The organism is Streptomyces sp. NPDC031554 (genome assembly GCF_055580685.1).
In genome coordinates this window covers 499,409-526,045 of sequence record NZ_JBVIKX010000004.1, presented here as the reverse complement: position 1 = coordinate 526,045, position 26,637 = coordinate 499,409, and the positions used below count along the sequence as shown (strand labels likewise).

The following is a 26,637-nucleotide window of genomic DNA, read 5'->3' as shown; positions in this document are numbered from 1 at the left end:
GCAAGTCAATTGGATACTGGGGCGCGGTGCTTGAGCAACCCAATGCGTTCGGGTGGAAGTGCCATCGAGCTGCGGAGCGTGCTGGAATTAATATGGGAGCCGCCTGCGCTTGGCAGTACAACAACCCGGCGGCTATAGCAACCTATCGAAACGCCCAGGATCCGTACAGCTGGTACTGCTTCCTCAACACTGGATGAGGCTGACTGGGGCTTCCCATCCGGCTCTGGCTAACAACACAAGCCAGTAGCGTGGCTGAGCCAGATGGGGGTGCAGCGAGGCATACGCGCGCCTGACCGGTCACCGCACCCGCCATCGTGGCGGACTGTCGTCGGCGGAGGTTCAGGCGGGGCTCATCGTTGGTGTCGGCCGTCAGTCGAGCGCGGCGAAGTTGGGCCGTCCGAGGCCGCTCGACAGTGGCCAATGACCACCAAGCACACAAACCCACCATCCCTGAGAAGCGAAAATGCAGGCCACCAAGATCCCCGGCAAGCCCCCAGGCCAGAAGAAGGAAAACAACTCCAGCGAGCCTGCGATCTGCTATTTCTTCGCAGGGCGGGGGCTTTTTTGCTGGCGGGGATCGCGGCCGCCACGATTTTCATCCATAGCTTTGCGTCCGGGGTGGTCATGGCCTCAACGAGACACTCCGCTCGGCGCGGTTCCCCCATGCTGTCGAAGCTCAGTTCCGGGCGGATCTTCAAGGCCGTCCACCACGGGGCGATGTCGCCCAGCGGCTCCCCGGCGGCGGCATCGCCGAGCTGTCTGCAGCCATCTGGGGCGATCCATCCGAGTTCGCCGACATTCGACACCTAATGACTGGAACCTCCGGCTGTGTGTACTAGGATCCGCCGCTAGCATCACTCGATCGACCGTCGCTCACCCAATCGATAAGAGGCCTGATGATCGGCGTGCTCGTGACTTTCACGCAGACCGAAAATTTCGATCGTTCAACTATCGCAAGGATTGCCGACGAACTACGAGGACCGTTCGAAGGCATGGCCGGCCTTCGCTTCAAGAGCTTCACGCTCGACGAAGACGGCGTTCAGGCGAGGAACTTCTACGTGTGGGATGACGAGGAGAAGGCCCGTTCCTTCTTCACGGAAGAGATCATCGACAAGGTGACGGGGATCTATGGCGTTCCGCCCGAAATTGAATACCTCGAAATCGTGGGGTTCGTCGACAACTCTGGCACCTGATTCTCAACGAGGCTGTAGCAAAAACGCTGCTGGCTGGGCCGTTTTGGACCATCGTGGGGTGCCACAGAACTTCCTGGTCAACAGACCGGAGTAGGCCCGGGTAGTTGACCATGTCGAACCCGGGCGCGGGCGGACCGTCTTTGAGTGTTTTCGGTGTGGTCACCGATGGGGTGACGGTGCCGAGGGCGCAACCCGCGAGGCACCCGTGCCGTCGAGAGAGGTGTTCGATGCCTCAACTCATCAGCCAGGTGCCTCATTGGTATCCCGTCCTGCCGCACTCGACCTGCCTCATGCGGTGGTCGAGTGGGTCACCAGCTCATCGTCACCGCCTCGCATGGATGACCCAGACCGAAGGGCAAAGCTGATCTACCAGCGAGCGGAGGGGCTATGGTCCGCTGCGTGTCTAACTGCGTGACAACGCCGACGAACACCGGCGGACGCCCGCGAACGACTATGGACCACCGTCGCAGGTGAGAACGTCAGCAGCCCAAGGCAGTACCCCCGCCCAAGTTGCTTCGGGACGAAGAAGTCCTTGCCCAATGCCTCGCTGTCACGCTTCCACCGTCGCCGATTGCTCTGGCTGACGTCGCCGGCCAGCGTGGCTGAGACCGGTGTGGGTGCCGAGGCACACGCGTGTCTGGTCGGTCAGCGCAACTGCCGTCGTGGTTGACTGTCGACGGCTGAGGCCCAAGCGGACCCGGCATCGGACCCCTGAGCGGCCGAGGCCAGCGCGAGATGAAAGCGCCATCCTGCTGGCAGGATGCCGCCATGCCCGAGTACACGATCAGCACCCAGAGCGGCGCTGACTGGCCTGACATACCTGTCGGCAAGCTCTCCAGCCACCTCGCACCGAAGTCCCAGCCATGCGAGATCGTGCAGGACGGCAGCGTCCTCGTCCTCCGCATCGGTGACGCCACCGTCCACGTCTCCTGGGAACTCCTCGGGACCTGGTACGTCGACATCGCAGGCTCCGCATCTCTTGAGCAGGCGGACACGATCGCATCCGAGATCGCACGCCAACTTGGGAAAGCGACCGCCGAACAGGTTGTCTGGTACCGAGTCACCGATTGAGGAAACTCACCATCCTGATCTCAAGTCCCCGCCCGATGGACTCACACCGGTGGCCGACACCAACAGCGGCGGATGAGCGCGAATCACAGCAGCCGCCGCGACCACCACATTGCCATGAGGTCGTGCCAGACCCGTGCCAGATCGTGCGGGGAACCGCAGGGAACACCGGGGAACCACCCCGCCTCGCCCCAGGTACCGATACCGCTCAGCGGCAGGTCAGCAGCGAAATAAGCCCCAATTCACCTCAGCTTCCCAAGCTGAGGGCTCAGGCATCGTCGTTACGGGACGGCCGTCCCTGCTTGCTCTGGTCGACGTCGCCGGCCAGCGTGGCGGAGGCCGGTGGGGGTGCAGCGAGACATACGCGTGCGTGATCGATCGGCGCACCCGATGCCGTGGCCGGCTGTCGTCGGCTGAGGCACAGACGAACTCGTATTCAGTTTGAGTAGACGTCATCGTCACCCGCCCGCGGCCGGCGCGACAGGGCTGTGCATCCTGGGCACCATGACGAACCCCGAGGGCCCGCACGTGAAGGTGCACTTCCGACTTGAGATCAAGGACGACTGGTCCCCGGCGTCGGTGGAGAGTCTGTGGGCGGTCGACCAAGGCGACGGCACTGCGCGGCTCGACAACATCCCCTGGTTCGTCCGAGGTATTGCCTGCGGGGACATCGTGGCCACGGAGCCCGACGAGGAGGGCGTGCGGTGGGCCGGCGAGGTTGTTCGGCGTTCGGAGAACTGCACCATCCGCCTCATCGTGCTTCGTGACAGCGGCTCGGAAGCCGCACGGCAGAGCGTGCTCAACGCCTTTCACGAACTCGGCGTCTGCGGCGAGGGCATAGAACGCTTCCGCATGGTCGCCCTGGACGTCCCTCCCACCGCCGATCTCGCCAAGGTGCAACGGTTGCTCAACCACGGTGTGGCCAAGGAGTGGTGGGACATGGAAGAGGGGTGCATCACCGCGCAATGGCGAGCCGCCTCCGCCGGCTGACGCCGTCCACGCGACCCATGGCTGGGCCGTCCCTGGGCCGTCCGAGGCCGCTCGACAGTGGCCACTGACGACCACCAGGCGCACGATCCCACCGCCTCTGAACAGCAAAAACCCAGCTCACCAAGATCCCCGGCAAGACCCGGGGCGAGAAGAAGCAAGAACCCGCCTGAAAGCCCCCGCTTCGCGAGTTCTGCGTGGGGCGGGGGCTTTTCGGTGGGGCTGGGCGCCGTCCTCGCCGGCTGCGGTCGGCGCCGCCGCTGGTGGCCGGGACTCGGTCACGCCGACAGCGGCACCGCGTGGATCTCGTCGGCCTTGTGGCCCGCGCGTTCGTGGACGCGTTGGACCGCGTCCGCGGAGGGGCCCTCGGAGAGGCAGTAGACGGTGCCGGACTCCGGGTCCGCCCAGGCGCCCTCGAAGTGCACGTCCTCCTCCGCCTCGATCGCCAGGTCGGCCTGGTGGGCCTGGTGGAGCTGATCGGCGGTGATGCCCTTCATACCGTGGTGGACGTCCATGAACCTGGTCATGACCGCACCCCCTTCCTCGTGCAGGATGCAGGCACGCCGCCTGTGAGGGCCCGCCTGCCGTCGCTCCCTCCATGCTGCGCCCGTGCGCACGCGTGCGCACGGGCGCGGGGACATGCGGGGAGGAGAAGGACGGGAAGAGGGGTGTGAGGAGAGGAGCCCGGCGCGTCCCGCGTCCGGACCCTCTCCTCGTGGCGTCTCAGCCGCACTGGCAGGGGCTGCCCGACTGGCAGCCGCAGCCGCAGCCCGAACCGCAGCCGCACGCCGCGACCAGGAGCAGGTTCCTGATCTCGGCGGGTTGCTCGGTCGGGCGTTCCTGGGTGGGGTCGGGCTTGCTGGGGGCTTCGGCCATGGGTTCCTCCTGGAGGCCTGGAGGCAGGAGCGCCTGTGCTCAGTTCATGCCCATGGGGGCAGGCGCATCAACGGCGCACGGGGGCTTCCGGGCGCCCTCGGCCCGTTCCGGAGGGGGCGTACCGCGCCCCCTCCGATGCCGCGTCGCGGGTGCGCCGCGGGCCGGACCGCGCCCCCTCGGGGAGCTTCACCGGAGGGGGCCCGACGGGCCGAGTCGCTTCCCGCCTCCGTCTCTGTCCGTCGCCGCGGAGCGCGCCGCGCGGTCGCCGGGAGCACCGCCGGGCCGACGCACCGGCCCGGCCCGCCCCATCGAGCCGGCTACGCCTCCTCCGGCCCCGCCACCGGCTGGATCTCGGTCGGCAGGTCCTGCTGGAGGTTGTCCGCGTGTTCGCCCGTCACCAGGAACACGACCCGCTTGGCGACCGCCACCGCGTGGTCGGCGAAGCGCTCGTAGTAGCGGCCGAGCAGCGTCACGTCGACGGCCGTCTCGATGCCGTGCTTCCAGCGGTCGTCGATCAGGTGCTGGAAGAGGGTGCGGTGCAGCAGGTCCATCGCGTCGTCGTCCTGCTCCAGCTGGAGCGCGAGGTCGACGTCCTTGGTGATGATCACCTCGGCGGCCTTGGCCATCAGGCGCTGCGCGAGCTGCCCCATCTCCAGGATGGTGGCGTGCAGGTCCTGCGGCACCGCCCGCTCGGGGAAGCGCAGCCGGGCCAGCTTCGCCACGTGCTGGGCGAGGTCGCCGGAGCGCTCCAGGTCGGCCGACATCCGCAGCGACGTGACGACTATGCGCAGGTCCGTCGCCACCGGCTGCTGGCGCGCGAGCAGCGCGATGGCCCGCGCCTCGAGGTCGTGCTGCAGTTCGTCGATCTTCTGGTCGGCCTCGATCACGCTCTCGGCCAGCTTGAGATCGGCGTCGAGGATGGCGGTCGTGGCGCGCCCGATCGCCGACCCCACCAGCCGGGCCATCTCCACCAGACCGTCGCCGATCGAGTCCAGTTCCTCGTGGTACGCGTCCCGCATCAGGGTTCCCTCTCGTACGTCGTTCTCGGGGGTGCCGGGGGCCGGTACCGGCCGTGGAACCGGCGCTGCGAACCCCACGGTGCCACGGTCCGCCCCGTACGCGTCGGTTTCCGTCACCCCAAATGAACCACCCCTGGCTCCAAGGTGAACTCTGGGCGACGAGTGTTCGAGGTCGCACCTCGATGGCTGTGGCCAGGCCGTATCGCATGCCTAACCTGGACGCATGGACGTGAACGCGGCGGTCGCCGCAGCGGCAGCGATCGCCGGGGTGCTCACCGGTGTCATCGCGATGCTGGCGTTCCGTTGGAGCGAACGCGACCAGAACCGACCCACCAGGACCTCCTTGCACACCGATCCCGTGCTTCCGCCGGGCGTGGACACCGTCCTGTCCGTGCTCCGTTCCTCGGCCGTCGTCCTCGACGAGGCCGACGCCGTCGTCAAGGCGAGTTCCGCCGCGTACGCCCTCGGGCTGGTCCGCGGTGGCAAGCTCGCCGTCGAACCGATGCTCCAGATGGCGCGCGACACCCGACGCGACGGCGAGATACGGCAGGTGGAGCTGGACCTGCCCCGGCGCGGCACCGGCCGGGGCGAAGCCCTCGCGGTGTCGGCCCGGGTGGCCCCGCTCGGCTCCCGCCTCGTCCTCCTGCTCGTCGAGGACCTCACCGAGGCCCGGCGCATCGAGGCCGTCCGCCGCGACTTCGTCGCGAACGTCAGTCACGAGCTGAAGACCCCGGTCGGCGCCCTCTCGCTGCTCTCCGAAGCCGTCATGGACGCCTCCGAGGACCCCGAGGCGGTGGAGCGCTTCGCCGGCCGGATGCAGATCGAGGCGACCCGCCTGACCAACCTGGTCCAGGAACTCATCGACCTCTCCCGTGTCCAGAACGACGATCCCCTCGAGGACGCCGAACCGGTCCGCGTCGACGAACTCGTCGCCGAGGCCATCGACCGCTGCCGGCACCAGGCCGGCGCCAAACAGATCACCATGGCCGCCAACATCGGGGCGGCCGAGGAGTTCGAGCCCGAGGGCGGCCGACGGGCGGACGGCACCGCCGACCTGCGCATCTGGGGCAACCGCGGCCAGCTGGCCGCGGCCCTCGGCAACCTGGTCGAGAACGCCGTCAACTACTCACCCGCCCGCACGCGCGTCGGCATCGCCGCCCGCAGGGTCACCGTGCACGGCGGGGAACTGATCGAGATCGCCGTGACCGACCAGGGCATCGGCATCTCGGAGAAGGACAAGGAGCGCGTCTTCGAGCGCTTCTACCGGGTCGATCCCGCCCGTTCCCGTGCCACCGGCGGTACGGGCCTCGGGCTGGCGATCGTCAAACACGTGGCCGCCTCGCACGGCGGGGAGGTCACGGTGTGGAGCGCTGAGGGACAGGGCTCCACGTTCACGCTGCGGCTGCCGGAGGCGGGCGCCGCCCGTGACCGCGCCCAGCAGCTCCCCGGCCTCGACGACGACGTGGAGGGCGGGTCCTCCGCCGGCACCCCCCATGCCCCATCCGCTTCACCTGCCTCACCCCCCGAGTCAACCGCGTACCAGACGCTTTCCGCCCCGGAGGTCCTTCCGTGACCCGAGTGCTCGTCGTCGAGGACGAGGAGTCCTTCTCCGACGCCCTGTCGTACATGCTCCGCAAGGAGGGCTTCGAGGTCGCCGTCGCGACCACGGGGCCCGACGGGCTCGACGAGTTCGAGCGCAACGGCGCCGACCTCGTGCTTCTCGACCTGATGCTGCCGGGGCTGCCCGGTACGGAGGTCTGCCGCCAGCTGCGCGGCCGCTCCAACGTTCCCGTGATCATGGTGACCGCCAAGGACAGCGAGATCGACAAGGTGGTCGGCCTCGAGATAGGAGCCGACGACTACGTCACCAAGCCGTTCTCCTCGCGCGAGCTGGTGGCCCGCATCCGCGCGGTGCTGCGGCGCCGCGGCGAGCCGGAGGAGGTCGCCCCGGCGGCCCTGGAGGCCGGTCCGGTCCGTATGGACGTCGACCGCCACGTCGTCACCGTCTCCGGTTCCAAGGTCGACCTCCCCCTCAAGGAGTTCGACCTCCTGGAGATGCTGCTGCGCAACGCGGGCCGTGTCCTGACCCGCATGCAGCTCATCGACCGCGTCTGGGGCGCCGACTACGTCGGTGACACCAAGACCCTCGACGTCCACGTCAAGCGTCTGCGCGCGAAGATCGAGCCGGACCCGGGTGCCCCGCGGTACCTGGTGACGGTGCGGGGCCTCGGCTACAAGTTCGAGCCGTAGACCGCCGGCCGTGAGCGGTGATCCGTGAGCGGCTATCCGCCGGGAACCACGACGAAGGGGCGGCACCCCGTGAGGGTGCCGCCCCTTCGTCGTACGTGCGCGACCGGCGTACGGCGCTCAGCCTCCGGCCGTCTCCGACTGCGAGGCGCTCGGGGAGGCCGTGTCGTCCGGCTGCTCGCTCCCGGTGCCCGCGGACGCGGAGGCCGACTCGCCCGCGGACGGCGAGGCGCTGCCGGACGGCGTCCCGGAGGCGGACTCCTCAGGGGCGCTCGGGACCTTGCTCGGACCCCACTGGGCGAAGTAGTGCTCGGCCGGCACGACGAAGGCGTCCAGGCTGACCTCGCCGGTCTCGCTGAAGGTGAAGGTGATCTTCTGCGCGTTGCCGTTCTGGACGGCCTCGGGGGTGCTGGGGAGGCTGGCGGCGGCGTTGTTCTCGCCGCCGATGACGACGGAGCCGCCGGCCGGGACGGTCAGCTTGCCGTCGCCCTCGGCGGGCTTGATCTCGACGGCGCCGTCGGCACCGTCCACGGCGATGGAGTCCAGGGTCTGCGCCTTGCTGCCGCTGTTGAAGACGGTCGCGGAGATGGCGGCGGGACCGGTGGACTCCGGGTCGGGCTGGGTGATGATGACGACGTTCTGCAGCTTGATGTCGCCCACGCTGGTGGCGGCGTTGTCCGGCTTGATCTGCAGGGTCTGGGCGTCGTTGCCGGCGCCGCAGGCGGCGAGCGTGGCGATCGAGAACACGAGGGCGGAGGCGGCGAGGGCGCCGCGTCGAAGGCTGCTGCTCACGGCTGCGGCAACTCCTTGGGTAAGCAGGGGCAGCTCTCCTTGGATAAAGCCGCCCTAAGGGTCTGTCAGCGGCCTTAGGTTACCGAGCCGTTCCCGCGCGGCCGCACCCGACCCGCCTCCGGAGCGATCCGGGCACCCATCGGGCACCGTGTGAGGCCCCTCTTCGCGGCGGTCGCCCTCGCCCCCCGGTGGACACCGGTGACCCGTTGTCCCGCGGTCACGGGTGACCCGTGAGTCACATTGGCTTCCGGATGATCGCCGGGACGTGGTCGCGCATTCACATAAGCGCCGCTCGCCGGTGGTCGTGGATTTTCCGTGCGGGAATGCGCGGGCGTCAGGAGAATTGATCACCACCTGTTCGGCCCGCCGAGTGATCAATTCCGGAAACGGTCCGGATCCCGCTCCGGACACCGAACGGAGTAACGGAAGTCGCACATCTGGAAGCGGACATTTGGGGATGTTCGGTCACTCGGAGGGGCCCCTGGACGTGTGTGACGTGCGTGTTTCGCTCCCCGTGGAGAGCTGCTCCGACCTGCGAATACCTGCTTCCGCCACCCGGTCGCAGCACGTTCCTGTTGCTGTTGTCAAGCCCCGAGATATGCCCTGACCTGCGAAAACGTCATTCAGAACCCGCAGTTTCCGTGTTACCCTGGATAGCCACGGAAGGGGTACCTGTCACATGACGTTCAAGGTTGGCGACACCGTGGTCTATCCCCATCACGGGGCCGCGCTGATCGAGGCCATCGAAACTCGCCAGATCAAAGGCGTGGACAAGACCTACTTGGTGCTGAAGGTCGCCCAGGGTGACCTGACGGTACGTGTGCCAGCGGACAATGCGGAGTTCGTCGGCGTGCGTGATGTGGTCGGTCAGGACGGGCTGGACCGGGTCTTCGAGGTGCTGCGCGCGCCGTATGCCGAGGAGCCCACGAACTGGTCGCGTCGTTACAAGGCAAATCTGGAGAAGCTCGCCTCCGGCGACGTCATCAAGGTCGCGGAAGTCGTGCGTGACCTGTGGCGTCGCGAGCGTGAGCGCGGACTCTCCGCCGGTGAGAAGCGCATGCTCGCCAAGGCCCGCCAGATCCTGGTGAGCGAGCTCGCGCTCGCGGAGAACACGAACGAGGACAAGGCCGAGGCCCTGCTCGACGAGGTCCTCGCGTCCTGACGCCGAGACCCGCCGGCCTCAGCTCAGCTCGCTCAGCGCAGTGAACATGCCGTGGTGCCCGATGACGTATCCCCGTCGCCGGGCGCTGCGGCATATTCATGCCGGAAACGCTGAAACGCCGGTACGCCGATACATGGACACGCCTGCGTCCATGGCCGTGCTGTGCTGGTCGTGCCGCGCGCGTCCACCTCGGACGCACACGCCGGAGCCCGGCGCGCCGGAACCGGGCCGTCAGCCGCCTCGACCGGTGTCACGGAAGGGGCCGGTCAAGGCGTCCAGCCCGGCACGCTGTCTCCGTACCCACGTAGGCCGAGCACACAAACCTGACAGGAACCGATGTCTGACGATTCGCTTCCCGCCCCCGTCCCCGCCCGCACGGCCGCGGTGATCCCGGCCGCCGGCCGGGGCGTACGCCTCGGTCCGGGCGCCCCCAAGGCGCTCCGCACACTCGGCGGGACCCCCATGCTGATCCACGCGGTGCGGGCCCTGGCCGCCTCGCGGTCCGTCTCCCTCGTCGTCGTCGTGGCCCCGCCGGACGGCGCCGCCGAGGTCAGGTCGCTGCTCGACGCGCACGCGCTGCCCGACCGCACCGAATTCCTGGTCGTCCCCGGCGGCGAGACCCGCCAGGAGTCGGTGCGGCTCGGCCTGGACGCCCTGCCGCCCGGTCACGACGTCGTCCTCGTGCACGACGCCGCCCGGCCGCTGGTGCCCGTCGACACCGTCGACGCCGTGATCGAGGCCGTCCGCGACGGCGCCCCCGCCGTCGTGCCGGCGCTGCCGCTCGCGGACACCGTCAAGGAGGTCGAACCGGCCGAGGCCCCCGGCGCGCCCGAACCGGTCGTCGCCACGCCCGAGCGGGCGCGGCTGCGGGCGGTGCAGACGCCGCAGGGCTTCGACCGGGCCACCCTCGTGCGCGCCCACGAGACCGTCACCGACGACGTCACCGACGACGCCGGCATGGTCGAGCGGCTCGGCCTGACCGTCGTGGCCGTCCCCGGTCACGAGGAGGCCTTCAAGGTCACCCGTCCGCTGGACCTCGTCCTCGCGGAGGCGGTCCTCGCCCGCAGGAGGCTGAACGATGGCTTCTGAGACGGCTCCCGGAACGGCCCCGGCGGCACCCGTGCTGCCCCGGGTCGGCATCGGCACCGACATCCACGCCTTCGAGGAGGGCCGCGAGCTGTGGTGCGCGGGCCTGAAGTGGGAGGGCGAGGGGCCGGGCCTGGCCGGTCACTCCGACGCGGACGTCGTCGCGCACGCCGCGTGCAACGCGCTGTTCTCCGCCGCCGGACTCGGCGACCTCGGTCAGCACTTCGGCACCGGACGCCCCGAGTGGTCCGGCGCCTCGGGCGTGACGCTGCTGACGGAGGCGGCCCGGATCGTGCGCGCCGCCGGTTTCGCCGTCGGCAACATCGCCGTCCAGGTCGTCGGCCCCCGCCCCAAGATCGGCAAGCGCCGCGAGGAGGCGCAGAAGATCCTCTCCGAGGCGGCGGGAGCGCCGGTGTCGGTGTCGGGCGCGACGACGGACGGGCTCGGTTTCCCCGGCCGGGACGAGGGCCTGATGGCGGTGGCGACGGCGCTGGTGGTGCGGCAGGGCTGAGAACCGCGGCCGGCGCGACAGGGCTGTGCGGGCAGGGCCGGGAGGGCCACGGTGCGAGGGCCGCGGGGATCCGCGGGGCGCGGAGCCGGGGCCTTCGTACGGACCGGCCCGCGCGCCCGGGCCGGCCCGGCTCGGCTCGTCCGGCCCGGCTCGTCCGGAAGACCTCGGGCCCCGGCCCCGGATCCCGCCGGCCGGTGAGGTCCGGGCCGGCACGGGTTCCCCGGCCCCGCCGCCCGCGGACACCCCGCGGGCAAACCGGTGGAAGGTGTCGGGCACCCGCCCACGCCCACTACCCTGGAGTGGTGACCATTCGCCTGTACGACACCAGCGCCCGGCAGATCCGTGACTTCGCCCCGCTCACGCCGGGTTGTGTCTCGATCTACCTGTGTGGTGCCACCGTGCAGGCGGCCCCGCACATCGGGCACATCCGCTCCGGCCTGAACTTCGACATCATGCGCCGCTGGTTCACCCACCGCGGCTACGACGTCACGTTCGTCCGGAACGTCACCGACATCGACGACAAGATCATCGCCAAGTCGCGCGACCAGGACCGCCCCTGGTGGTCCATCGGGTACGAGAACGAGCGGGCGTTCGGCGACGGCTACCGGGTCCTCGGCTGCCTCCCGCCGACCTACGAGCCGCGGGCCACCGGGCACGTCCCCGAGATGATCGAGATGATGCGCGGGCTCATCGAGCGCGGCCACGCCTACGAGGCCGACGGCAGCGTCTACTTCGACGTGCGGTCCTTCCCCGGCTACCTGGCGCTGTCCAACCAGGACATCGACGACCTGCGCCAGCCCGCCGAGGACGGCATCACCGGCAAGCGCGACCCCCGTGACTTCGCGATGTGGAAGGCCGGCAAGCCGGGCGAGCCCGACTGGGAGACCCCGTGGGGCCGCGGCCGTCCCGGCTGGCACCTGGAGTGCTCGGCGATGGCCCACAAGTACCTGGGCTCCGCCTTCGACATCCACGGCGGCGGCCTGGACCTGATCTTCCCCCACCACGAGAACGAGATCGCCCAGGCCAAGGCCTACGGCGACGAGTTCGCGCGGTACTGGGTGCACAACGCCTGGGTCACCATGAGCGGCGAGAAGATGTCCAAGTCGCTCGGGAACAGCGTGCTGGTCTCCGAGATGGTCAAGCGGTGGCGCCCCATCGTGCTGCGCTACTACCTGGGCACCCCGCACTACCGCTCGATGATCGAGTACAGCGAGGAGGCCCTGCGCGAGGCCGAGTCGGCGTTCGCGCGGATCGAGGGCTTCGTGCAGCGCGTCGTGGAGAAGGCCGGGGGCGTCGTCGAGCCCGCCGCCGACGTGCCGCCCGCCTTCGCCGAGGCGATGGACGACGACCTGGGCGTCCCGCAGGCCCTCGCGGTCCTGCACACCACCGTCCGGCAGGGCAACTCCGCCCTGGCCGCCGACGACAAGGAAGCCGCCGTGGCCCGCCTCGCCGAGGTGCGCGCCATGCTCGGCGTCCTCGGCCTGGACCCCCTCGACCCGCACTGGGCCGGCGAGGCGGACCGGGGCGAGGACCTGCACGGCGTCGTCGACACCCTCGTCCGCATGGTCCTCGACCAGCGGGAGGCGGCGCGCGGCCGCAAGGACTGGGCCACCGCGGACGCCATCCGCGACCAGCTCAACCAGTCGGGGTTGTCCATCGAGGACGGCCCCCAGGGACCGCGCTGGACACTCGGCCCGCGCTGAGCGTCCCCTGATCGATCCTTGATGCATTCTTGATCGATTGTGCCGCCCGGGTGTCCGGGCGGCACACTGCATTACGTACGCACGCACGCTTCACGACAGACGGGTAGGTCATGGCAGCCAACAACCGCCGCATGTCCGGCAAGAAGGGCGCGCAGGTCGGCAGTGGCGGCCAGCGGCGCCGGGGCCTGGAGGGCAAGGGTCCGACCCCGCCCGCCGAGATGCGCAAGGGCCACAAGAAGAACCGCCTCGCCACCTCGAAGGCCAAGCAGACCGCGCGCCGTCCGGTGCCCCGCGGCCGCGGCGGCAAGTCGGCCTCCGAACTGGTCGTCGGCCGCAACCCGGTCGTCGAGGCGCTCCGCGGCGGCGTGCCCGCCTCCACGCTGTACGTCCAGCAGTTCATCGACAACGACGAGCGGGTGCGCGAGGCGCTCCAGCTCGCGGCCGAGCGCGGCGGCATCAACCTCATGGAGGCGCCGCGCCCCGAGCTGGACCGCATGACCAACAACCTCAACCACCAGGGCCTGGTCCTGCAGGTCCCGCCGTACGAGTACGCGCACCCCGAGGACCTGGCCGCCGCCGCCTACGACGACGGCGAGGACCCGCTGATCGTCGCCCTCGACGGCGTGACCGACCCGCGCAACCTCGGCGCCGTCGTCCGTTCGGTCTCCGCCTTCGGCGGCCACGGCGTCGTCGTCCCCGAGCGGCGCGCGGCCGGCATGACCGCCGGCGCCTGGAAGACGTCCGCCGGCGCGGCGGCCCGCACGCCGGTGGCCCGTGCCACCAACCTCACCCGCGCCCTGGAGGCGTACAAGAAGGCCGGCATCACGATCGTCGGTCTGGCCGCCGACGGCGAGAGCGAGATCGGTGAGCTGGCGGCCCTGAGCGGCCCGGTCGTCATCGTCGTCGGCAGCGAGGGCAAGGGCCTGTCCCGGCTCGTCGGCGAGACCTGCGACCACCGGGTGCGGATCCCCATGCCGGGCGGCGCGGAATCGCTCAACGCCGGTGTGGCGGCGGGGATCGTGCTGTACGAGGCGGCTCGGCGCAGGGTCTGACACGGGGCGGGGCCGGAGCCGGGACGGGCGCCGGGACCGCTCCGTCCGGGGCACGGCGTCCGACGGCGGGCGGGTCGCACACCCGCCCGCCGGCTCACCCGTACGGGGGGATTCCGCCGCGTCGGGCAACCTTGACGCTGTCCGGACAGATCCGACGGGTCGAGGCAGTGTCCTCAGGACACATCACTCGGTTAGAGGAGTGTGGACACCAGAACGCCCCGCACACCCACGGGGGACCTCTCGTCGGGCTTCGACGACGCTCCCGCGCTGAGCATGGTGAAGGTGCCGAGCGACCCGGCGCAGATCATCGTCAATCACGCGAGTTTCCGCGTGCAGCTGGGAGCGTCGGCGCGACGCAGCCAATCCCCGCGGATCTCCCGGCACGCGAGCGCCGCCGAGGACACCGCGCGCATCCCCGCCGCCGGGGCCCGTGCCGCCCGTCGTCGGCCGGTCGTCTGGAGCGGCCGGTCCGCGCCGGACGACACCGGCGCCCACCGGCTGCTCCAGGCCGTGCGGGCAGGCAGCGTCGGCCACGGCGAACCGCCCGCCGACGCCGGAGCCACCCAGATCATCCCCCGCGTGGGGACCGGCGACGGCTACGACGGCGACTTCACCGCGCGCACCCGCGAGACCCCCCTCGTCGGCGCCCAGCGCACCCACGGCGACCGCGGACAGCGGCTCCTGCCGCAGATGCGCTCCGCCGGCAGCGCCTACGACGACCCCGGCCACGACCCGTCCGGATACGGCGGGTCCGGATACGGCCGCCCGGACCACGACGACGGCGCGTTCGAGGAGTTCGCGGAGGCCGCCGCCGCGGCGGACACCGGCTCGCGCCGCGGACGGCACAGCGGCGACCCGGCCCGGCACGTCTACTTCCCGGGCCGCCGGATGAACCTCGGCGTCGTCCTGCTCCCGCTGCGCGTCCTCCTCGGCTTCATCTCCGTCTACGCCGGCATGGGCAAGCTGTGCGACCCCGTCTACTTCGACGGCGGCGAGCGCGGCTCCATGGTGAAGTGGCTCAACACCCTGCACCCGTGGGAAGTCGTCGAGCCGCTGCGCCAGTTCGCCCTGCACCATCCCGTGGGCTCCGGTCTCGTCATCGCCTTCCTCCAGGTCGTCGTGGGCGTCCTCACGGTCCTGGGCTGCTGGCAGCGGGTCGCGGCCGGCTTCGGCGCCATGCTGTCCGCCGCGCTGCTCCTCACGGTCAGCTGGAAGACCGTCCCGGTCTACGAGACGCCCGACATCATCTACCTCGCCGCCTGGTCGCCGCTGGTCATCGCCGGCGCCCCCGTCTACTCCGTCGACGGCCGCCTCGCCGCCGGTGCCTGGCGGCGGCTCGGCCCGCGGTCCGACCTGTGGGAGCTGCGCCGTCACGTGCTGCGCCGCGGCAGCCTCGTCACCGCGATCGTCGTCGGGCTCACCCTGATGACCGGGGCGCTGCTCGGCGGTGCCGTCCGCGACGCCGACCGCGTCGTCGTGCCCGGCCCCGGCGAGGCCCCGCGCAACGAACTGCCCGGCTCGCCGCTTCCCGACGAGGAGTCCGACGGGCGCCGGCCGAGCAGGACGCCGTCCGCTTCCACCTCGCCGACCCAGGGCAGTACCTCCGAGGCGCCGACGCGGGAGGAGGAGTCCGCTCCGGGCGCCACGCGGGACACCGAGACCGCCACGAGCGGCGCCCCCAGCCAGACCCAGGGCACCGGCGGTGAGGCCCCGCCGGAGCGCTCCGGCCCGGTCGAGCAGGCCCCCAGCACCACCTCGGGTCCCACCTCCGGCGGCACCAGCACCTCCGGCTCCACCGGGGGTTCCACCGGCGGCTCGGACGGCGGCTCCCCGTCGGCCGACCGCCCCGGACTGGTGGGCGGCCTCCTGGGCTAGGGCCTCTCGTTGGGATCAGGCCGGGCTCGCGGGCCCCGGCACCGCACCCCGCCGCGTCGTCGTCGGTCGCCAGGGCTCCGCCCTGACTCCCTCCTCCGCCTTTCGAGGCACGGCACCGGACCCCGCTCCCCGATCCGGCCCGATCCAAACGAAAGACCCCAGGACCTCTCGTCCGGGCCTGGCCGGTCCGACCCGGCCCGGACGGGGCGCCGGGCCCGGTCCGGGCCGGACGGAAAGTTCTTCGGGGAGGCCTCTCCTCCCGTACGACGATGGGCCCCGCTCGCCGGAAGCGAGCGGGGCCCATCGCCATGACAGGTGCCAGGTCGTCAGCGGCCCAGCGCCGCCAGTTCCTTGGCCGCCTCCGTGAGGTCCTTCGCCGTGTCGATGGCGCGCCAGTACGCGCCCTGCGGGATCGGGAACCCGGCCAGTCGGAGCTCGCGGGCCAGACGCGGGAACGTGGTCCGCTCGTGGTCCCCGCGTTCGGGCAGCAGCCCCGCGAACTCGGGGGAGAAGACGTAGACGCCGGCGTTGACCTCGTACGTGGTGGGCGGGGCCTCGATGAAGTCCGTGACGTGGCCGAAGCCGTCCGTCTGCACGGCCCCCCACGGAATGCGCGGCCGGGCCAGCGCGAGGGTGGCGACCGCGCCGCGCTCGGTGTGGAAGTCCGCCATGTCGCGCAGCGAGAAACGGGTCCAGATGTCGCCGTTGGTGGCGTACCAGGGACGCTCGGGGTGAGGCAGGTGGGCGGCCGCGTACCTCAGGCCGCCGCCGCGGCCGAGGGGCTCGGTCTCGACGACCGTGGTGACCTTCAGCGGCAGGTCGGCGGAGGCCAGCCAGTTCTCCAGGACGTCGGCGAGGTGGCCGCACGAGACCACGACGTCCGTCACGCCCTCCTCGGCGAGCCAGCCCAGTTGGTGGCCGATGATCGGCGTCCCCGTCCCGGGGATCTCGACCATCGGCTTGGGCCGGTCGTCGGTGTAGGGACGCAGCCGGGACCCCTGGCCACCGGCCAGGATGACGGCTTGCGTGGGTCGGGACGCGGCGCGCGGATCGGTCATGCCCGAACTGTACGCGGCGCCCCGCACCCGTCGAGAGGCTCCCCCGCGGGGGTACGGGGCCCTGGGACCGCGGGGGAGCGGGGTCCTGGGACCTGATCCGAACGAAAGACCCTAGCCGTGCGCCGCCAGGACGCCCGAGGCGAAGGAGGTGTCGCACACCGGGCGGGTGTAGGACTGGGCACGGGAGGGGCCGTAGACGCGGACGGCGGCGCGGCCCAGGGCGCGGGCGATGGAGGCGCAGTGCTTCGCCAGGGACGGCTTGCCGTTCACCGCGGCCTGGAGGTGCGTCAGCGCGGTGCCCGGGTCCTTCTCCTGGAGCTCGGTCAGCAGCCGGTCGCGCAGGACGTCCTGGGGGGCCCTGGCGGCGCCCCGCGCGGTGCGGTCGACGGTGGAGACGTCGGAGGCGGTGAGCACCGAGTCCGAGGGGTTCCCCGACCAGTCGACCCGGGTCACCGCGAGGGTTCCCGAGAGCACCATGACGACGGGCAGGACGAGGGCGAGCGAGCGGCCGATCCGTCGGGCGGGGCCCTGGCCGCGTCGCGACGGTCGGGTGGCGGAGTGGTTCACGGAGTGCTTCACGCGTGTGAGGGTAGCGCGGGGTGATGAGTCGGCGACATTCAGTCACCCGGTCGGGGGATGGAGTGGTGCCTTTTTTTGGGTAGGGGGTTGACGCCCGCTGCTCGAAACGCCCGGTGTGCCGGGGTTTCCGGCGTCCGCGTGATCCGCGCGGATCACGCGCGAGAAGGGCCCCGCGGCAGCTGCCGCGGGGCCCTTCTCGTCGGTGCGGGTGGTTCACCCGGCCGGAGCGCGCTCCGGCCGTCGCTCAGTCGGAGAGGCGCGCGCCCGTGGAGGTCGAGAACACGTGGGTCTCGCCGGCACGCGGCACGACGTGCAGCGTGCTGCCCTTCTCCGGGACGTTGCGGCCGCCGACGCGGACGACGAGGTCCTTCGACTCGCCGCCGACCGTGGCGGTGCCGTAGACGAAGGCGTCGGAGCCCAGCTCCTCGACCACGTTCACGACGACCGCGAGACCCTGGTCGGAGTCGGCGCCGGCCACGTCGAAGTGCTCGGGACGCACGCCGACGGTGACCGTCTTGTCGGTGGCGGCGGAGAGCGCGTCACGCTGCACCGGCACGACCGACTTGCCGAACTTCACGCCGCCGTCGGCGATCGGGACCTCGACGAGGTTCATCGCCGGGGAGCCGATGAAGCCGGCCACGAAGAGGTTCGCCGGGCGGTCGTACATGTTGCGCGGGGTGTCGACCTGCTGGAGCAGACCGTCCTTGAGGACCGCGACGCGGTCGCCCATGGTGAGGGCCTCGACCTGGTCGTGGGTGACGTACACGGTGGTGATGCCGAGACGGCGCTGGAGCGAGGCGATCTGCGTACGCGTCGACACGCGGAGCTTGGCGTCCAGGTTGGACAGCGGCTCGTCCATGAGGAAGACCTGCGGCTCGCGCACGATGGCGCGGCCCATCGCGACACGCTGGCGCTGACCGCCGGACAGGGCCTTCGGCTTGCGGTCCAGGTACTCGGTGAGGTCGAGGATCTTCGCGGCCTCCTCGACCTTCTGCCGGATCTCCGCCTTGTTGACGCCGGCGATCTTGAGCGCGAAGCCCATGTTGTCGGCGACGGTCATGTGCGGGTAGAGCGCGTAGTTCTGGAACACCATGGCGATGTCCCGGTCCTTGGGCGGCAGGTGCGTGACGTCGCGGTCACCGATGCGGATGGCGCCGCCGTTGACGTCCTCGAGCCCCGCGAGCATCCGGAGCGAGGTGGACTTGCCGCAACCCGACGGGCCGACCAGGACGAGGAACTCGCCGTCCGCGATGTCGATCTCGAGCGCGTCGACGGCGGGCTTGGTGGAACCCGGGTAGATCCGGGTCGCCTTGTCGAACGTGACAGTGGCCATGGTGATGGGCCCCCTTCTACCGGCAGGAACGTGCCGGACGATCCGTTGTAGGAAGGTGGTGAGCCGTCCCGGGCGCCGCCCGGGAAGGTGTAGTCCACATGAGTGAACCGGATCTGGACGCTACCTGGCGTTCGCCCGTTCTGTCAGTACCCGGAGGCATGTGAACTTCGCGGAAATTCTCGACAGGGGCCCACGGCGACCTGGGTACACTGCTCGGGCGCGCCCACCGCACGCGACGCGCACGCCTCCTTAGCTCAGTTGGTAGAGCACCGCTCTTGTAAAGCGAAGGTCGTCGGTTCGAATCCGACAGGGGGCTCCACGCCCGACCAGGGACGACGCCCCCGCGATCTTGGACCGTGGGGGCGCCGACGGTGGTTCTTGACGGCGGTCCCGCTCGGCGACGCCGTTCGAGCAGACGGTCCAGGCGGCTCAGGGCCTCCCGCCGGTCGTCGTGACTCACGTGCATGTACACGTTCATCGTCACCGGGACCCGGGCGGCACGACGCGCACGCCTGCGTGGACGCGCGGCGCACCGCCGCCGGGCGGCCCCGGTGAGCCACTCGGTGCCGCCGCGCGCCGGCGTCAGGGCTCCAGGACGACCTTGCCGGTCGTCCGGCGGGTCTCCAGGGCGCGGTGGGCGGCGGCCGCCTCGTGCAGGGGGAAGCGGTGGACGGCGGGGACGAGGCGGCCCGCGGCGGCCTCGGTGAGGGCGCGCCGTTCCAGGGCGCGCAGACCCCCCGCCCTCTCCAGCATCACCGGGCCGAGGACCGACTGCGAGACGCCCTCCACGAAGTGGCCCCTGCCCTCCCCGAGGCCCTCCGACGACCAGCCGAAGACGAGGTGCCTGCCGCCGGGGCCGAGCAGCGCCACCGCCTCGCGGGCGACCTCACCGCCGACGCCGTCGAAGACGACGGTGGCGGGCCGGCCGGCCAGGAAGGCGCGGACCTCCTCCGGCCAGGACGGGTCGGTGCAGTCGACGGCGAGGTCGGCGCCGTTCTCCCGGACCAGGGCCGTCTTCGCGGGTCCGCCGGCGAGCCCGACGACCGTGGCGCCCGCGTTCTTCGCGTACTGCACGAGCAGGGTGCCGATGCCGCCCGCGGCGGCCGGGACGACGGCCACCGTGCCGGGGCCCGGTTCGGCGAACTGGACGATTCCCAGCGCCGTACGGCCCGTGCCGATCATCGCGACCGCTTGGGCGTCGTCCAGGTTCGCCGGGATCTCGTGGAGGCGGCCGGCGTCGGTGACGGCGAGTTCGGCGTACCCGCCGGGAGCGAAGCCCAGGTGGGCGACGACGCGTCTGCCGAGCCACGCGCCGTCCACCCCCTCGCCGAGGGACTCGACGACCCCGGCCACCTCCCGGCCGGGGACGGTCGGCAGCACCGTGGGCCGCGGCTGCGGGCCCCGGAGGCCCTCGCGCAGGGCGGTGTCCAGCAGGTGCACGCCGGCCGCCCCGACGGCGACGCGGACCTGGCCCGGCGCGGGAACGGGGTCCTCGACCTCCTCGAAGACGAGGTTCCCGGCCGGGCCGAAGGCGTGCAGGCGGACGGCGTGCATGAGGTTCCCCCGGAGTCGCTCGTGTGGACCGGGCCGGTCCCGTGCGGCCCCGCCCGGTCGCGCGGGGCCCTGCGCGCCCACTCTGCGACCTCGAGCGCGCTTGAGGTCAAGGCGGTTCCGGCCGGGGCGGGCGGGGCGGTGGACCGACGGCGTTCCCGCCGGCCGGCGGGACTGTCGGTGGCGGGGTGCAGCATGGGGGCATGGTGAGGACGGGTACGGGCGGCGGAAGCAGGACGGGTGCGGCGGCGGGCAGGGGCGGGGGCGGCCCGGTGAAGGCCGCGCGGCGGCCGGAGCTGCGGCTGCCGCCTCTCGAGCCGTACGACGGCGCGCGGTTGGAACCCGACGGGGACCACGACGGGCTGGAGTTCCGCGAGTCGGACCTCTCCGGGCAGGACGGCGGGGGCGCCCGCTTCATGGACTGCGCGCTGTCGGCCTGTGTGCTGGACGGGACGCGTCTGCGCCACGCCCGGCTGCTCGACTCGGTCCTCACCGGCGTCCGCGGCGTCGGCACCGACCTGGCCGAGGCGACCCTGCGCGACGTCGAGCTGGTCGACGCCCGCCTGGGCGGGACGCAGGCGCACGGTGCGGTGCTGGAGCGGGTGGTGGTCCGCGGCGGCAAGATCGACTTCCTGAACCTGCGTCAGGCCCGGCTGCGGGACGTCGTCTTCCAGGGCTGCGTACTGGTCGAGCCGGACTTCGCGGGCGCCCGCCTGGAACGCGTGGAGTTCGTGGACTGCGCCCTGAAGGCGGCCGACTTCACGGCGGCGACCCTGAGGGACGTCGACCTGCGCGGGGCGACGGAGCTGGGCATCGCGGGCGGCCTGGACCGGCTGTCCGGCGCGGTGATCAGCACGGGTCAACTGCTCGATCTGGCGCCGGTGCTGGCGGCGGAGCTGGGGATCAGGGTGGAGGACTGAGACGGATGGGGACGTCCTACGGAAACGTGCTGGTGGCACGGCCGTGCGAGGAGGCGGTGCCGTTGCCGGCGGGGGAGGGCCTGTCGGGGTACGCGCTGCCGGTGGGTCCGGGGCACACCGTGGTCTGTCCCGACCCGGAAACCTCGTTCGACGAGATCGCGGAAAGAGCGAGCAGGCTGCTCGCGGCGCCGGTGGTGGGGACGTACGTGTTCGACTCGGACGTCGTGGTGATGCTCGTCTTCGAGGACGGCGCGCTCCGGCTCGCGTACGACTCCCGTCCCGGCTACTTCGACGAGCCGGAGACCGACGAGGACGGGAACCCGCTGACCCCCGTGGACGACGGGGAGTGTCCGGCACCGGAGGGCGTCGACCCGGACGCCTTCCCGCCGCCGGCCGCGGGCCCCGTGGACCGCGCGGCACCGGAGTCCGCGCTGCGCGGCGTGCCGCTGGACCCCGACGACGGGGACGACGGGCGGTACGTCTTCGCCGAAGCGCAGCACCACGACGTGATGGCCTGCCTGCGGCTCGACGCGAGTCGCTTGACCACGGGGTTCAGGTACCTGGCCAGGGGTGGCCTGCCGCGCGGCACGGTGGCGGGGGACCTGGTGACGCTCGGCGGGGCGGTGCGGCCGGCGCCGGCCGGGTGAGGCGGGGCCGACGGGGGTGAGGCGGGCCCGCCGGAGCAAGGCGGGTCGGCGTGAGGGCCGGCCGGGCCGGCGTCGGCACCGCTCAGCCCAGGCGGGGGAAGCGGGCCTGGAGGGTCCAGATCGCCGGGTTCTCGTCCAGGTCGTCGTGGAGGTCGACCAGGTCCGCGATCAGGTCGTGCAGGAAGTCGCGTGCCTCGCGGCGCAGTTCGGCGTGGGAGAAGGTCAGCGGGGGCTCCTCGGCCGGCATCCAGTCGGCCTCGATGTCGACCCAGCCGAAACGGCGCTCGAAGAGCATGCGGTCGGTGGACTCGGTGAAGTCCAGCTCCGCGTGCTGGGGGCGGGAGGCGCGGGAGCCCCGGGGGTCCCGGTCGATCCGCTCCACGATGTCGCACAGCGCCCACGCGAAGTCGAGCACCGGCACCCATCCCCAGGCTGTGGAGATCTCCCGGTCCGCCTTGGTGTCGGCCAGGTAGACGTCCCCGCAGAACAGGTCGTGCCGCAGCGCGTGGACGTCCGCGCGGCGGTAGTCGGTCTGCGGGGGGTCGGGGAAGCGGTTGGAGAGGGCGTAGCCGATGTCGAGCACGTAGGTGATGGTGTCACGGGTCCGCGGGGCCGGGCTCCTCGATGTCCCGGCGTCCACCGGGGCGTCTGTCGGCGCCTCCCCTGTCACGTTTCCTGGTGCGTCTCCCGGTCGGCGCGGTTCCGCGATCCCTGACATGTCCTGATCCGCACCCGCCTAGGATCGCTCCCATGCCCCGATCCGCGCGCCTCGTCAGGACCGTCGCCGTGGCCGCGGTCTGGGCTCTCGCCCTGCCCCTGGCCCTCTCCGGGTGCGGCGGGAGCGGGCCGGACGACGCCGGTGACGAGGGTGTCGGCGACCCGTACTTCCCGAAGGCGGGCAACGGCGGCTACGACGTCCGCCACTACGGCCTCGACCTCGCCTACGACCCCGCCGGTCACCGCCTGTCGGGAACCGCCCGCCTCACCGCCCGCGCCACCGAGCCCCTGTCCGCCTTCGACCTCGACCTGACGGGCATGACGGTCGAGAAGGTCACCGTCGGGGGCCGGGAGGCGTCCTTCGACCGGGACGGGCAGGAGCTGACCGTCCGCCCCGAGGACCGCCTCGGCAAGGGCGAGACCTTCGAGGTCACCGTGCGCTATTCCGGCCGCCCCGGGACGATCACCGATCCGGACGGCTCGAAGGAGGGCTGGCTCAGGACCGCCGACGGGGCGCTGGCGCTCGGCGAACCGACCGGCTCCATGGCCTGGTTCCCCGGCAGCCACCACCCCCGCGACAAGGCCTCCTACGACATCGCCGTCACCGTGCCGCAGGGCCTGACGGCCGTGTCCAACGGGGAGCTGCGCGGCGAACGGACCACCGCCGGCCGTACGACGTTCACCTGGCGCGCCGCCGAACCCGTGGCGAGCCACGTCGTCACGCTCGCGATCGGCCGGTACGCCGTCACCCGGTCCCGCACCGGCGACGGCCTGCCGGTGTACGTCGCCGTCGACCCCACCCAGGCCGCCGCGAGCCGTGCCGTGCTGGCCCGGCTGCCCGAGGTCGTGGAGTGGGCGGCGTACAACTTCGGCCCGTACCCCTTCTCCTCCACCGGCGCGATCGTCGAGCGCCCGCGGGACTCCGCGTACGCCCTCGAGACGCAGAACCGCCCCGTCTTCCCGGGCGCCCCCGGGATCGAACTCCTCGTCCACGAACTCGCCCACCAGTGGTTCGGCAACTCCGTCACCCCCAGGTCCTGGCGGGACATGTGGCTCAACGAGGGCTTCGCGACCTACGCCGAGTGGTTGTGGACGGAGGACGAGGGCGGCCCCACCGCCGAGGAGACCTTCACCGAGCTGTACGCGCACGGCGAGGACACCTACGAGGACCTCTGGGACTTCCCGCCCGCCCGGCCCGCCGGCGCCGCGGAGATCTCCGCCGACCCCGTCTACCAGCGCGGTGCGATGGTCGTCCACAAGATCCGGCAGACCGTCGGCGACGACGTCTTCTACGACCTCCTCCAGGGCTGGACCGCTGCCCACCGTCACGGCAACGCGGACACCGGCGACTTCACGGCGTACGTGCAGGAGCAGGTCCCGGACCAGGACTTCGGGCCGCTCTGGCGCGACTGGCTGTACGGGAGGGACAAGCCGGAACACCCCTGACCCGCCGTCGGCGGCAGCCGTCTCGCCGTCACCCGGCCGCCCTCCACCGTCACCGGCCGTCGCGCGCGGCCTCCCACGCGTCGAGCAGCCCGGCGAGGCCCTCCGGCCACACCGGTTCGGCCTCCGCGGCCAGCTCCTCACGGGTCCACCAGCGCCAGGTGAGGATGCCGTCGGCGGCGTGCGCGGCGGCCAGGCCGGGGCCGGCGGGTGCCCGGTGCGGGCCGGGGGTGACGTAGATGTGCTCGTGCTGGTGGACGGGGACGCCCGAGTGGGTGAAGTCGTGTTCCCAGGTGTGCAGCAGGTCGCCCGGCTCCAGGTCCGTCCACCCCGTCTCCTCGGCGAGTTCGCGCAGGGCCCCCTCGCGCGGGGACTCGCCCGCCTCCAGCCCGCCGCCGGGCAGTGCCCAGTGCACGCCGACCTCGACGTTGTCGTACCGGAGGAGGAGGACCGCGCCGGCCGGGTCCACGACGGCGACGCGGGCGGCGCGGCGCGGCGTGCGCAGGCTCTTGCGCAGGACGGCGCAGGGGCGGCCGAGCCGCGGGTCGGGCCGGTGCCCGAGCACCTCGTAGCCGAGAGCCGTCCAGAAGGCGAGCCCCCGGGGATCGGCGTCCGGGACGGCGAGGCGTACGGCGTCGCGGCCCGCCGCCCGGAACCGCGCTTCCAGGGCCTCGGCGATCCGCCGCCCGTACCCCTGCCTCCGCACGGCCGTGTCGACCAGCAGCAGCCCGATCCAGGGGTCCGGGTCGTCCGGGTCGGGACGGTGCGCCAGGGTGACGGCCACCCCGACGAGCTGCCCCGCCCCGCGCGCGAGCAGCACCTCCACCCCCGGTTCGGCCATCGCGTCGGCCAGCACCCCGGCCACCTGTTCGGGCCGGATGTCGCCGGGGTCGGGGAAGTCTCCGCCGAGTGCCCGGAACTCCTGGTCACCGGCGTGGAGCGCGGTGAGTTCGGTGAGCAGGGGCGCCGGGATGTCGTGGTCGGGGGTGAGGGGGAGCGGCTCGAGGATCATGCGGGCGACCTGCCTTCCGGGAACGGCGGAGCCCCCGGCCGGTGTGGCCGGGGGCTCCCACGGGACGTCGCGTCCGTCAGACGTTGACGCCGAAGTCCTGGGCGATGCCCACCAGGCCGGAGGCGTAGCCCTGGCCGACGGCGCGGAACTTCCACTCGGCGCCGTTGCGGTACAGCTCGCCGAAGACCATGGCCGTCTCGGTGGCCGCGTCCTCCGACAGGTCGTAGCGGGTGATCTCGGCGCCGCCGGCCTGGTTGACGATGCGGATGTAGGCGTTGCGGACCTGGCCGAAGTTCTGCGAGCGGTTCTCCGCGTCGTAGATGGAGACCGGGAAGACGATCTTGTCGATGTCGGCGGGGAGACCCGCGAGGTTGACGTTGATCGCCTCGTCGTCGCCCGCGCCCTCGCCGGTGCGGTTGTCACCGGTGTGGACGATGGTCTGGTCCGGCGTCTGCTTGTTGTTGAAGAAGACGAAGTGGGCGTCGGAGTAGACCTTGCCCTGTGTGTTGACCGCGATCGCCGAGGCGTCGAGGTCGAAGTCCGTGCCGGTGGTGGTGCGGACGTCCCAGCCGAGGCCCACGGTGACGGCGGTCAGGCCCGGAGCCTCCTTGGTGAGCGAGACGTTGCCACCCTTGGACAGGCTTACAGCCATTGTTGGGAGTCCTTCCCTCGTAGTACAACGGGCACGAAGCTACAGCTACCCCTATGAACGCCGCGAGGGGGCGCCAAGGTTCCCCGTGTCTTTACTTTCTTTGCCAAACCCTAATTCGCGTGACGTGGACGGGTCAGGCGGGGGAACATGTACGGCATGTCCGGTCCCCATGTCATCAGAGGCTCCGTCTGCCTCCCCGAGGCCGAGCTGGTGTGGCGTTTCTCGCGGTCCTCGGGACCCGGCGGGCAGCATGTCAACACCAGCGACACGCAGGTGGAGCTGCGCTTCGACCTGGCGCGCACCGAGGCGCTGCCCGAGGTGTGGAAGACGCGCGCGCTGGAGCGGCTCGCCGGCCGCCTCGTCGACGGCGTCGTCAGCGTCCGTGCCTCCGAGCACCGTTCGCAGTGGCGCAACCGCGAGGCCGCCGCCGTGCGCCTGGCCTCCCTGCTCGCCGAGGCCACGGCTCCGCCGCCCCGGCAGCGCCGTCCCACCCGCGTCCCGCGCGGGATCAACGAACGCCGGCTGCGGCAGAAGAAGCAGCGCTCGGAGACCAAGCGCGGCAGGACGGGCCGGGACTGGGGGTGAGGGCCGCGCCGCCGGACGGCCGTGACCGCCGCCGGGCCGTCCGCCGTCAGCCTCCTGCCCGGTCCAGCGCCAGCACCCCCACCGTCTCGCCCTCGCTGCGCTCCCCCGTGTCGCGGAAGCCCAGGCCGAGGTAGAAGCCCTCGGGGCCGTGGTCGCCGGGATGCCAGGTGACGTACAGCTCCTTGCCGCCGCGGTCGCGGATCCGCCGGGCGACGGACTCGACGGCGAACCGGCCGTAGCCGCGGCCCTGCTCGCCCGCCCCGATGTTCAGCCGCCACAGGCCGGAGCGGATCAGGCTGCCGTCCCCGCGCCAGTCGATGTCGAAGAAGGCCATCAGGAAGCCGACGGGCCGCTCGCCGTCGACCACGAGGCGCGGCCAGGCGACCCCGGGATGCACGTACGCCTCCGCGAGGGACTTCACCACCGGAGAGACCGCGAATTCCTGCTCGGGGAGGACCCGAATAGCGAGAGCGGCTTCCAGATTTGCGGCGGTTATTTCTTCGAGACGGAGCGCTGAAGTCATCGGAGGGGTGGTCATGGGGCAAGCGTAGGAAGGGAGTTCCGCTCCC

The 26,637-nt window shown here is 71.7% G+C and carries 27 protein-coding genes and 1 tRNA gene; 16 read left to right on the top strand and 12 right to left on the bottom strand.

Annotation, left to right across the window (positions count from 1 at the left end; genetic code table 11):
* Positions 1-896: 896 nt before the first annotated feature.
* From ACZ5FU_RS14370 to ACZ5FU_RS14360, 3 genes are all read left to right on the top strand, one after another.
* On the top strand, positions 897-1,193 hold the full coding sequence (locus ACZ5FU_RS14370; RefSeq protein ID WP_469045383.1) for a hypothetical protein: 297 nt from the start codon (positions 897-899) through the stop codon (positions 1,191-1,193).
* Between the two features lie 768 nt (positions 1,194-1,961).
* Positions 1,962-2,264 carry a hypothetical protein gene (locus tag ACZ5FU_RS14365; RefSeq protein ID WP_469045382.1) on the top strand — a complete coding sequence of 101 codons (303 nt, stop codon included), beginning with the start codon at positions 1,962-1,964 and terminating at the stop codon, positions 2,262-2,264.
* 501 nt (positions 2,265-2,765) lie between these two features.
* Positions 2,766-3,251 (top strand): DUF4265 domain-containing protein, encoded by a 486-nt coding sequence (locus tag ACZ5FU_RS14360; protein WP_469045381.1) that lies wholly within the window; start codon positions 2,766-2,768, stop codon positions 3,249-3,251.
* Between the two features lie 275 nt (positions 3,252-3,526).
* Here the strand turns inward: ACZ5FU_RS14360 and ACZ5FU_RS14355 are convergent, their stop codons facing one another.
* From ACZ5FU_RS14355 to phoU, 3 genes are all read right to left on the bottom strand, one after another.
* Complete coding sequence (locus ACZ5FU_RS14355; protein ID WP_469045380.1) at positions 3,527-3,775, bottom strand: SCO4226 family nickel-binding protein; 249 nt, start codon at positions 3,773-3,775, stop codon at positions 3,527-3,529.
* A 196-nt stretch (positions 3,776-3,971) separates the two neighbouring features.
* On the bottom strand, positions 3,972-4,124 hold the full coding sequence (locus ACZ5FU_RS14350; RefSeq protein WP_451529754.1) for a hypothetical protein: 153 nt from the start codon (positions 4,122-4,124) through the stop codon (positions 3,972-3,974).
* Between the two features lie 317 nt (positions 4,125-4,441).
* Positions 4,442-5,143 carry a phosphate signaling complex protein PhoU gene (gene phoU, locus ACZ5FU_RS14345; protein ID WP_451529753.1) on the bottom strand — a complete coding sequence of 234 codons (702 nt, stop codon included), beginning with the start codon at positions 5,141-5,143 and terminating at the stop codon, positions 4,442-4,444.
* A 223-nt stretch (positions 5,144-5,366) separates the two neighbouring features.
* Here phoU and phoR point away from each other — a divergent pair, with 223 nt between their 5' ends.
* The gene (gene phoR, locus ACZ5FU_RS14340) at positions 5,367-6,716 is read left to right on the top strand and encodes a two-component system sensor histidine kinase PhoR (RefSeq protein ID WP_468838601.1); all 1,350 of its coding nucleotides are present in this window, start codon (positions 5,367-5,369) and stop codon (positions 6,714-6,716) included.
* A 5-nt stretch (positions 6,717-6,721) separates the two neighbouring features.
* Positions 6,722-7,393 (top strand): two-component system response regulator PhoP, encoded by a 672-nt coding sequence (phoP, locus tag ACZ5FU_RS14335; RefSeq protein WP_466214042.1) that lies wholly within the window; start codon positions 6,722-6,724, stop codon positions 7,391-7,393.
* 117 nt (positions 7,394-7,510) lie between these two features.
* Here the strand turns inward: phoP and ACZ5FU_RS14330 are convergent, their stop codons facing one another.
* On the bottom strand, positions 7,511-8,182 hold the full coding sequence (locus tag ACZ5FU_RS14330; RefSeq protein WP_469045379.1) for a copper chaperone PCu(A)C domain-containing protein: 672 nt from the start codon (positions 8,180-8,182) through the stop codon (positions 7,511-7,513).
* 679 nt (positions 8,183-8,861) lie between these two features.
* Between ACZ5FU_RS14330 and ACZ5FU_RS14325 the strand changes: the two genes are divergently transcribed.
* From ACZ5FU_RS14325 to ACZ5FU_RS14300, 6 genes are all read left to right on the top strand, one after another.
* Complete coding sequence (locus ACZ5FU_RS14325; RefSeq protein WP_003953493.1) at positions 8,862-9,344, top strand: CarD family transcriptional regulator; 483 nt, start codon at positions 8,862-8,864, stop codon at positions 9,342-9,344.
* A 336-nt stretch (positions 9,345-9,680) separates the two neighbouring features.
* Positions 9,681-10,433 carry a 2-C-methyl-D-erythritol 4-phosphate cytidylyltransferase gene (ispD, locus tag ACZ5FU_RS14320; protein WP_451529750.1) on the top strand — a complete coding sequence of 251 codons (753 nt, stop codon included), beginning with the start codon at positions 9,681-9,683 and terminating at the stop codon, positions 10,431-10,433.
* Complete coding sequence (gene ispF, locus ACZ5FU_RS14315) at positions 10,423-10,941, top strand: 2-C-methyl-D-erythritol 2,4-cyclodiphosphate synthase (RefSeq protein WP_468644641.1); 519 nt, start codon at positions 10,423-10,425, stop codon at positions 10,939-10,941. Before ispD ends, ispF begins: the two co-directional genes overlap by 11 nt.
* 302 nt (positions 10,942-11,243) lie before the next feature.
* The gene (gene cysS, locus ACZ5FU_RS14310) at positions 11,244-12,644 is read left to right on the top strand and encodes a cysteine--tRNA ligase (RefSeq protein ID WP_451529748.1); all 1,401 of its coding nucleotides are present in this window, start codon (positions 11,244-11,246) and stop codon (positions 12,642-12,644) included.
* A 110-nt stretch (positions 12,645-12,754) separates the two neighbouring features.
* Entirely contained in the window at positions 12,755-13,696 is a 942-nt protein-coding gene (gene rlmB, locus ACZ5FU_RS14305) for a 23S rRNA (guanosine(2251)-2'-O)-methyltransferase RlmB (protein ID WP_468644644.1), read from the top strand.
* 201 nt (positions 13,697-13,897) lie between these two features.
* Entirely contained in the window at positions 13,898-15,571 is a 1,674-nt protein-coding gene (locus tag ACZ5FU_RS14300; protein WP_468644646.1) for a DoxX family membrane protein, read from the top strand.
* Between the two features lie 326 nt (positions 15,572-15,897).
* Here the strand turns inward: ACZ5FU_RS14300 and ACZ5FU_RS14295 are convergent, their stop codons facing one another.
* The 3 genes from ACZ5FU_RS14295 to ACZ5FU_RS14285 form a co-directional block, all read right to left on the bottom strand.
* Positions 15,898-16,629 (bottom strand): nucleotidyltransferase family protein, encoded by a 732-nt coding sequence (locus ACZ5FU_RS14295; protein WP_451529745.1) that lies wholly within the window; start codon positions 16,627-16,629, stop codon positions 15,898-15,900.
* A gap of 111 nt (positions 16,630-16,740) precedes the next feature.
* Positions 16,741-17,208 carry a hypothetical protein gene (locus ACZ5FU_RS14290; RefSeq protein ID WP_451529744.1) on the bottom strand — a complete coding sequence of 156 codons (468 nt, stop codon included), beginning with the start codon at positions 17,206-17,208 and terminating at the stop codon, positions 16,741-16,743.
* 244 nt (positions 17,209-17,452) lie between these two features.
* Positions 17,453-18,541: an ABC transporter ATP-binding protein gene (locus ACZ5FU_RS14285; protein WP_392243359.1), complete on the bottom strand. Its 1,089-nt coding sequence runs from the start codon at positions 18,539-18,541 to the stop codon at positions 17,453-17,455.
* Between the two features lie 243 nt (positions 18,542-18,784).
* Between ACZ5FU_RS14285 and ACZ5FU_RS14280 the strand changes: the two genes are divergently transcribed.
* Positions 18,785-18,860 (top strand) — tRNA-Thr (locus tag ACZ5FU_RS14280).
* Positions 18,861-19,123: 263 nt separating this feature from the next.
* Here the strand turns inward: ACZ5FU_RS14280 and ACZ5FU_RS14275 are convergent.
* Entirely contained in the window at positions 19,124-20,095 is a 972-nt protein-coding gene (locus ACZ5FU_RS14275) for a zinc-binding dehydrogenase (protein ID WP_469045378.1), read from the bottom strand.
* 200 nt (positions 20,096-20,295) lie between these two features.
* On the opposite strand from ACZ5FU_RS14275, the gene ACZ5FU_RS14270 reads away from it, so the two are divergent.
* Complete coding sequence (locus tag ACZ5FU_RS14270) at positions 20,296-21,012, top strand: pentapeptide repeat-containing protein (RefSeq protein ID WP_451526131.1); 717 nt, start codon at positions 20,296-20,298, stop codon at positions 21,010-21,012.
* Positions 21,013-21,017: 5 nt separating this feature from the next.
* Complete coding sequence (locus ACZ5FU_RS14265; RefSeq protein ID WP_451526130.1) at positions 21,018-21,659, top strand: hypothetical protein; 642 nt, start codon at positions 21,018-21,020, stop codon at positions 21,657-21,659.
* Positions 21,660-21,741: 82 nt separating this feature from the next.
* On the opposite strand, the gene ACZ5FU_RS14260 is transcribed toward ACZ5FU_RS14265, so the two are convergent.
* Positions 21,742-22,242 (bottom strand): hypothetical protein, encoded by a 501-nt coding sequence (locus ACZ5FU_RS14260; protein WP_451526129.1) that lies wholly within the window; start codon positions 22,240-22,242, stop codon positions 21,742-21,744.
* 167 nt (positions 22,243-22,409) lie between these two features.
* Here ACZ5FU_RS14260 and ACZ5FU_RS14255 point away from each other — a divergent pair, with 167 nt between their 5' ends.
* A complete protein-coding gene (locus ACZ5FU_RS14255; protein ID WP_451526128.1) occupies positions 22,410-23,822 on the top strand; it encodes a M1 family metallopeptidase in 1,413 nt (470 codons plus the stop codon).
* Between the two features lie 49 nt (positions 23,823-23,871).
* On the opposite strand, the gene ACZ5FU_RS14250 is transcribed toward ACZ5FU_RS14255, so the two are convergent.
* Both ACZ5FU_RS14250 and ACZ5FU_RS14245 read right to left on the bottom strand, forming a co-directional pair.
* Positions 23,872-24,831: a bifunctional GNAT family N-acetyltransferase/NUDIX hydrolase gene (locus tag ACZ5FU_RS14250; RefSeq protein ID WP_451526127.1), complete on the bottom strand. Its 960-nt coding sequence runs from the start codon at positions 24,829-24,831 to the stop codon at positions 23,872-23,874.
* Between the two features lie 76 nt (positions 24,832-24,907).
* Positions 24,908-25,483 carry a TerD family protein gene (locus ACZ5FU_RS14245; protein ID WP_190151863.1) on the bottom strand — a complete coding sequence of 192 codons (576 nt, stop codon included), beginning with the start codon at positions 25,481-25,483 and terminating at the stop codon, positions 24,908-24,910.
* 147 nt (positions 25,484-25,630) lie between these two features.
* On the opposite strand from ACZ5FU_RS14245, the gene arfB reads away from it, so the two are divergent.
* Positions 25,631-26,068 (top strand): alternative ribosome rescue aminoacyl-tRNA hydrolase ArfB, encoded by a 438-nt coding sequence (arfB, locus tag ACZ5FU_RS14240; protein ID WP_451526126.1) that lies wholly within the window; start codon positions 25,631-25,633, stop codon positions 26,066-26,068.
* A 46-nt stretch (positions 26,069-26,114) separates the two neighbouring features.
* On the opposite strand, the gene ACZ5FU_RS14235 is transcribed toward arfB, so the two are convergent.
* Positions 26,115-26,606, bottom strand: a complete 492-nt coding sequence (locus ACZ5FU_RS14235) for a GNAT family N-acetyltransferase (protein ID WP_451526125.1) — start codon at positions 26,604-26,606, stop codon at positions 26,115-26,117.
* Positions 26,607-26,637: the final 31 nt, after the last annotated feature.

Bases quoted from the DNA above. Each gene is read 5' to 3' on its own strand.
- ACZ5FU_RS14360 (WP_469045381.1), top strand. From the start codon at position 2,766: ATGACGAACCCCGAGGGCCCGCACGTGAAGGTGCACTTCCGACTTGAG.
- ispD (WP_451529750.1), top strand. From the start codon at position 9,681: ATGTCTGACGATTCGCTTCCCGCCCCCGTCCCCGCCCGCACGGCCGCG.
- ACZ5FU_RS14270 (WP_451526131.1), top strand. From the start codon at position 20,296: ATGGTGAGGACGGGTACGGGCGGCGGAAGCAGGACGGGTGCGGCGGCG.
- arfB (WP_451526126.1), top strand. From the start codon at position 25,631: ATGTACGGCATGTCCGGTCCCCATGTCATCAGAGGCTCCGTCTGCCTC.
- phoU (WP_451529753.1), bottom strand. From the start codon at position 5,143: ATGCGGGACGCGTACCACGAGGAACTGGACTCGATCGGCGACGGTCTG.
- ACZ5FU_RS14355 (WP_469045380.1), bottom strand. From the start codon at position 3,775: ATGACCAGGTTCATGGACGTCCACCACGGTATGAAGGGCATCACCGCC.
- ACZ5FU_RS14275 (WP_469045378.1), bottom strand. From the start codon at position 20,095: ATGCACGCCGTCCGCCTGCACGCCTTCGGCCCGGCCGGGAACCTCGTC.
- ACZ5FU_RS14250 (WP_451526127.1), bottom strand. From the start codon at position 24,831: ATGATCCTCGAGCCGCTCCCCCTCACCCCCGACCACGACATCCCGGCG.
- ACZ5FU_RS14285 (WP_392243359.1), bottom strand. From the start codon at position 18,541: ATGGCCACTGTCACGTTCGACAAGGCGACCCGGATCTACCCGGGTTCC.
- ispF (WP_468644641.1), top strand. From the start codon at position 10,423: ATGGCTTCTGAGACGGCTCCCGGAACGGCCCCGGCGGCACCCGTGCTG.
- ACZ5FU_RS14255 (WP_451526128.1), top strand. From the start codon at position 22,410: ATGCCCCGATCCGCGCGCCTCGTCAGGACCGTCGCCGTGGCCGCGGTC.
- rlmB (WP_468644644.1), top strand. From the start codon at position 12,755: ATGGCAGCCAACAACCGCCGCATGTCCGGCAAGAAGGGCGCGCAGGTC.
- ACZ5FU_RS14370 (WP_469045383.1), top strand. From the start codon at position 897: ATGATCGGCGTGCTCGTGACTTTCACGCAGACCGAAAATTTCGATCGT.
- ACZ5FU_RS14265 (WP_451526130.1), top strand. From the start codon at position 21,018: ATGGGGACGTCCTACGGAAACGTGCTGGTGGCACGGCCGTGCGAGGAG.
- ACZ5FU_RS14235 (WP_451526125.1), bottom strand. From the start codon at position 26,606: ATGACCACCCCTCCGATGACTTCAGCGCTCCGTCTCGAAGAAATAACC.
- ACZ5FU_RS14350 (WP_451529754.1), bottom strand. From the start codon at position 4,124: ATGGCCGAAGCCCCCAGCAAGCCCGACCCCACCCAGGAACGCCCGACC.
- phoR (WP_468838601.1), top strand. From the start codon at position 5,367: ATGGACGTGAACGCGGCGGTCGCCGCAGCGGCAGCGATCGCCGGGGTG.
- ACZ5FU_RS14325 (WP_003953493.1), top strand. From the start codon at position 8,862: ATGACGTTCAAGGTTGGCGACACCGTGGTCTATCCCCATCACGGGGCC.
- ACZ5FU_RS14295 (WP_451529745.1), bottom strand. From the start codon at position 16,629: ATGACCGATCCGCGCGCCGCGTCCCGACCCACGCAAGCCGTCATCCTG.
- ACZ5FU_RS14365 (WP_469045382.1), top strand. From the start codon at position 1,962: ATGCCCGAGTACACGATCAGCACCCAGAGCGGCGCTGACTGGCCTGAC.
- ACZ5FU_RS14245 (WP_190151863.1), bottom strand. From the start codon at position 25,483: ATGGCTGTAAGCCTGTCCAAGGGTGGCAACGTCTCGCTCACCAAGGAG.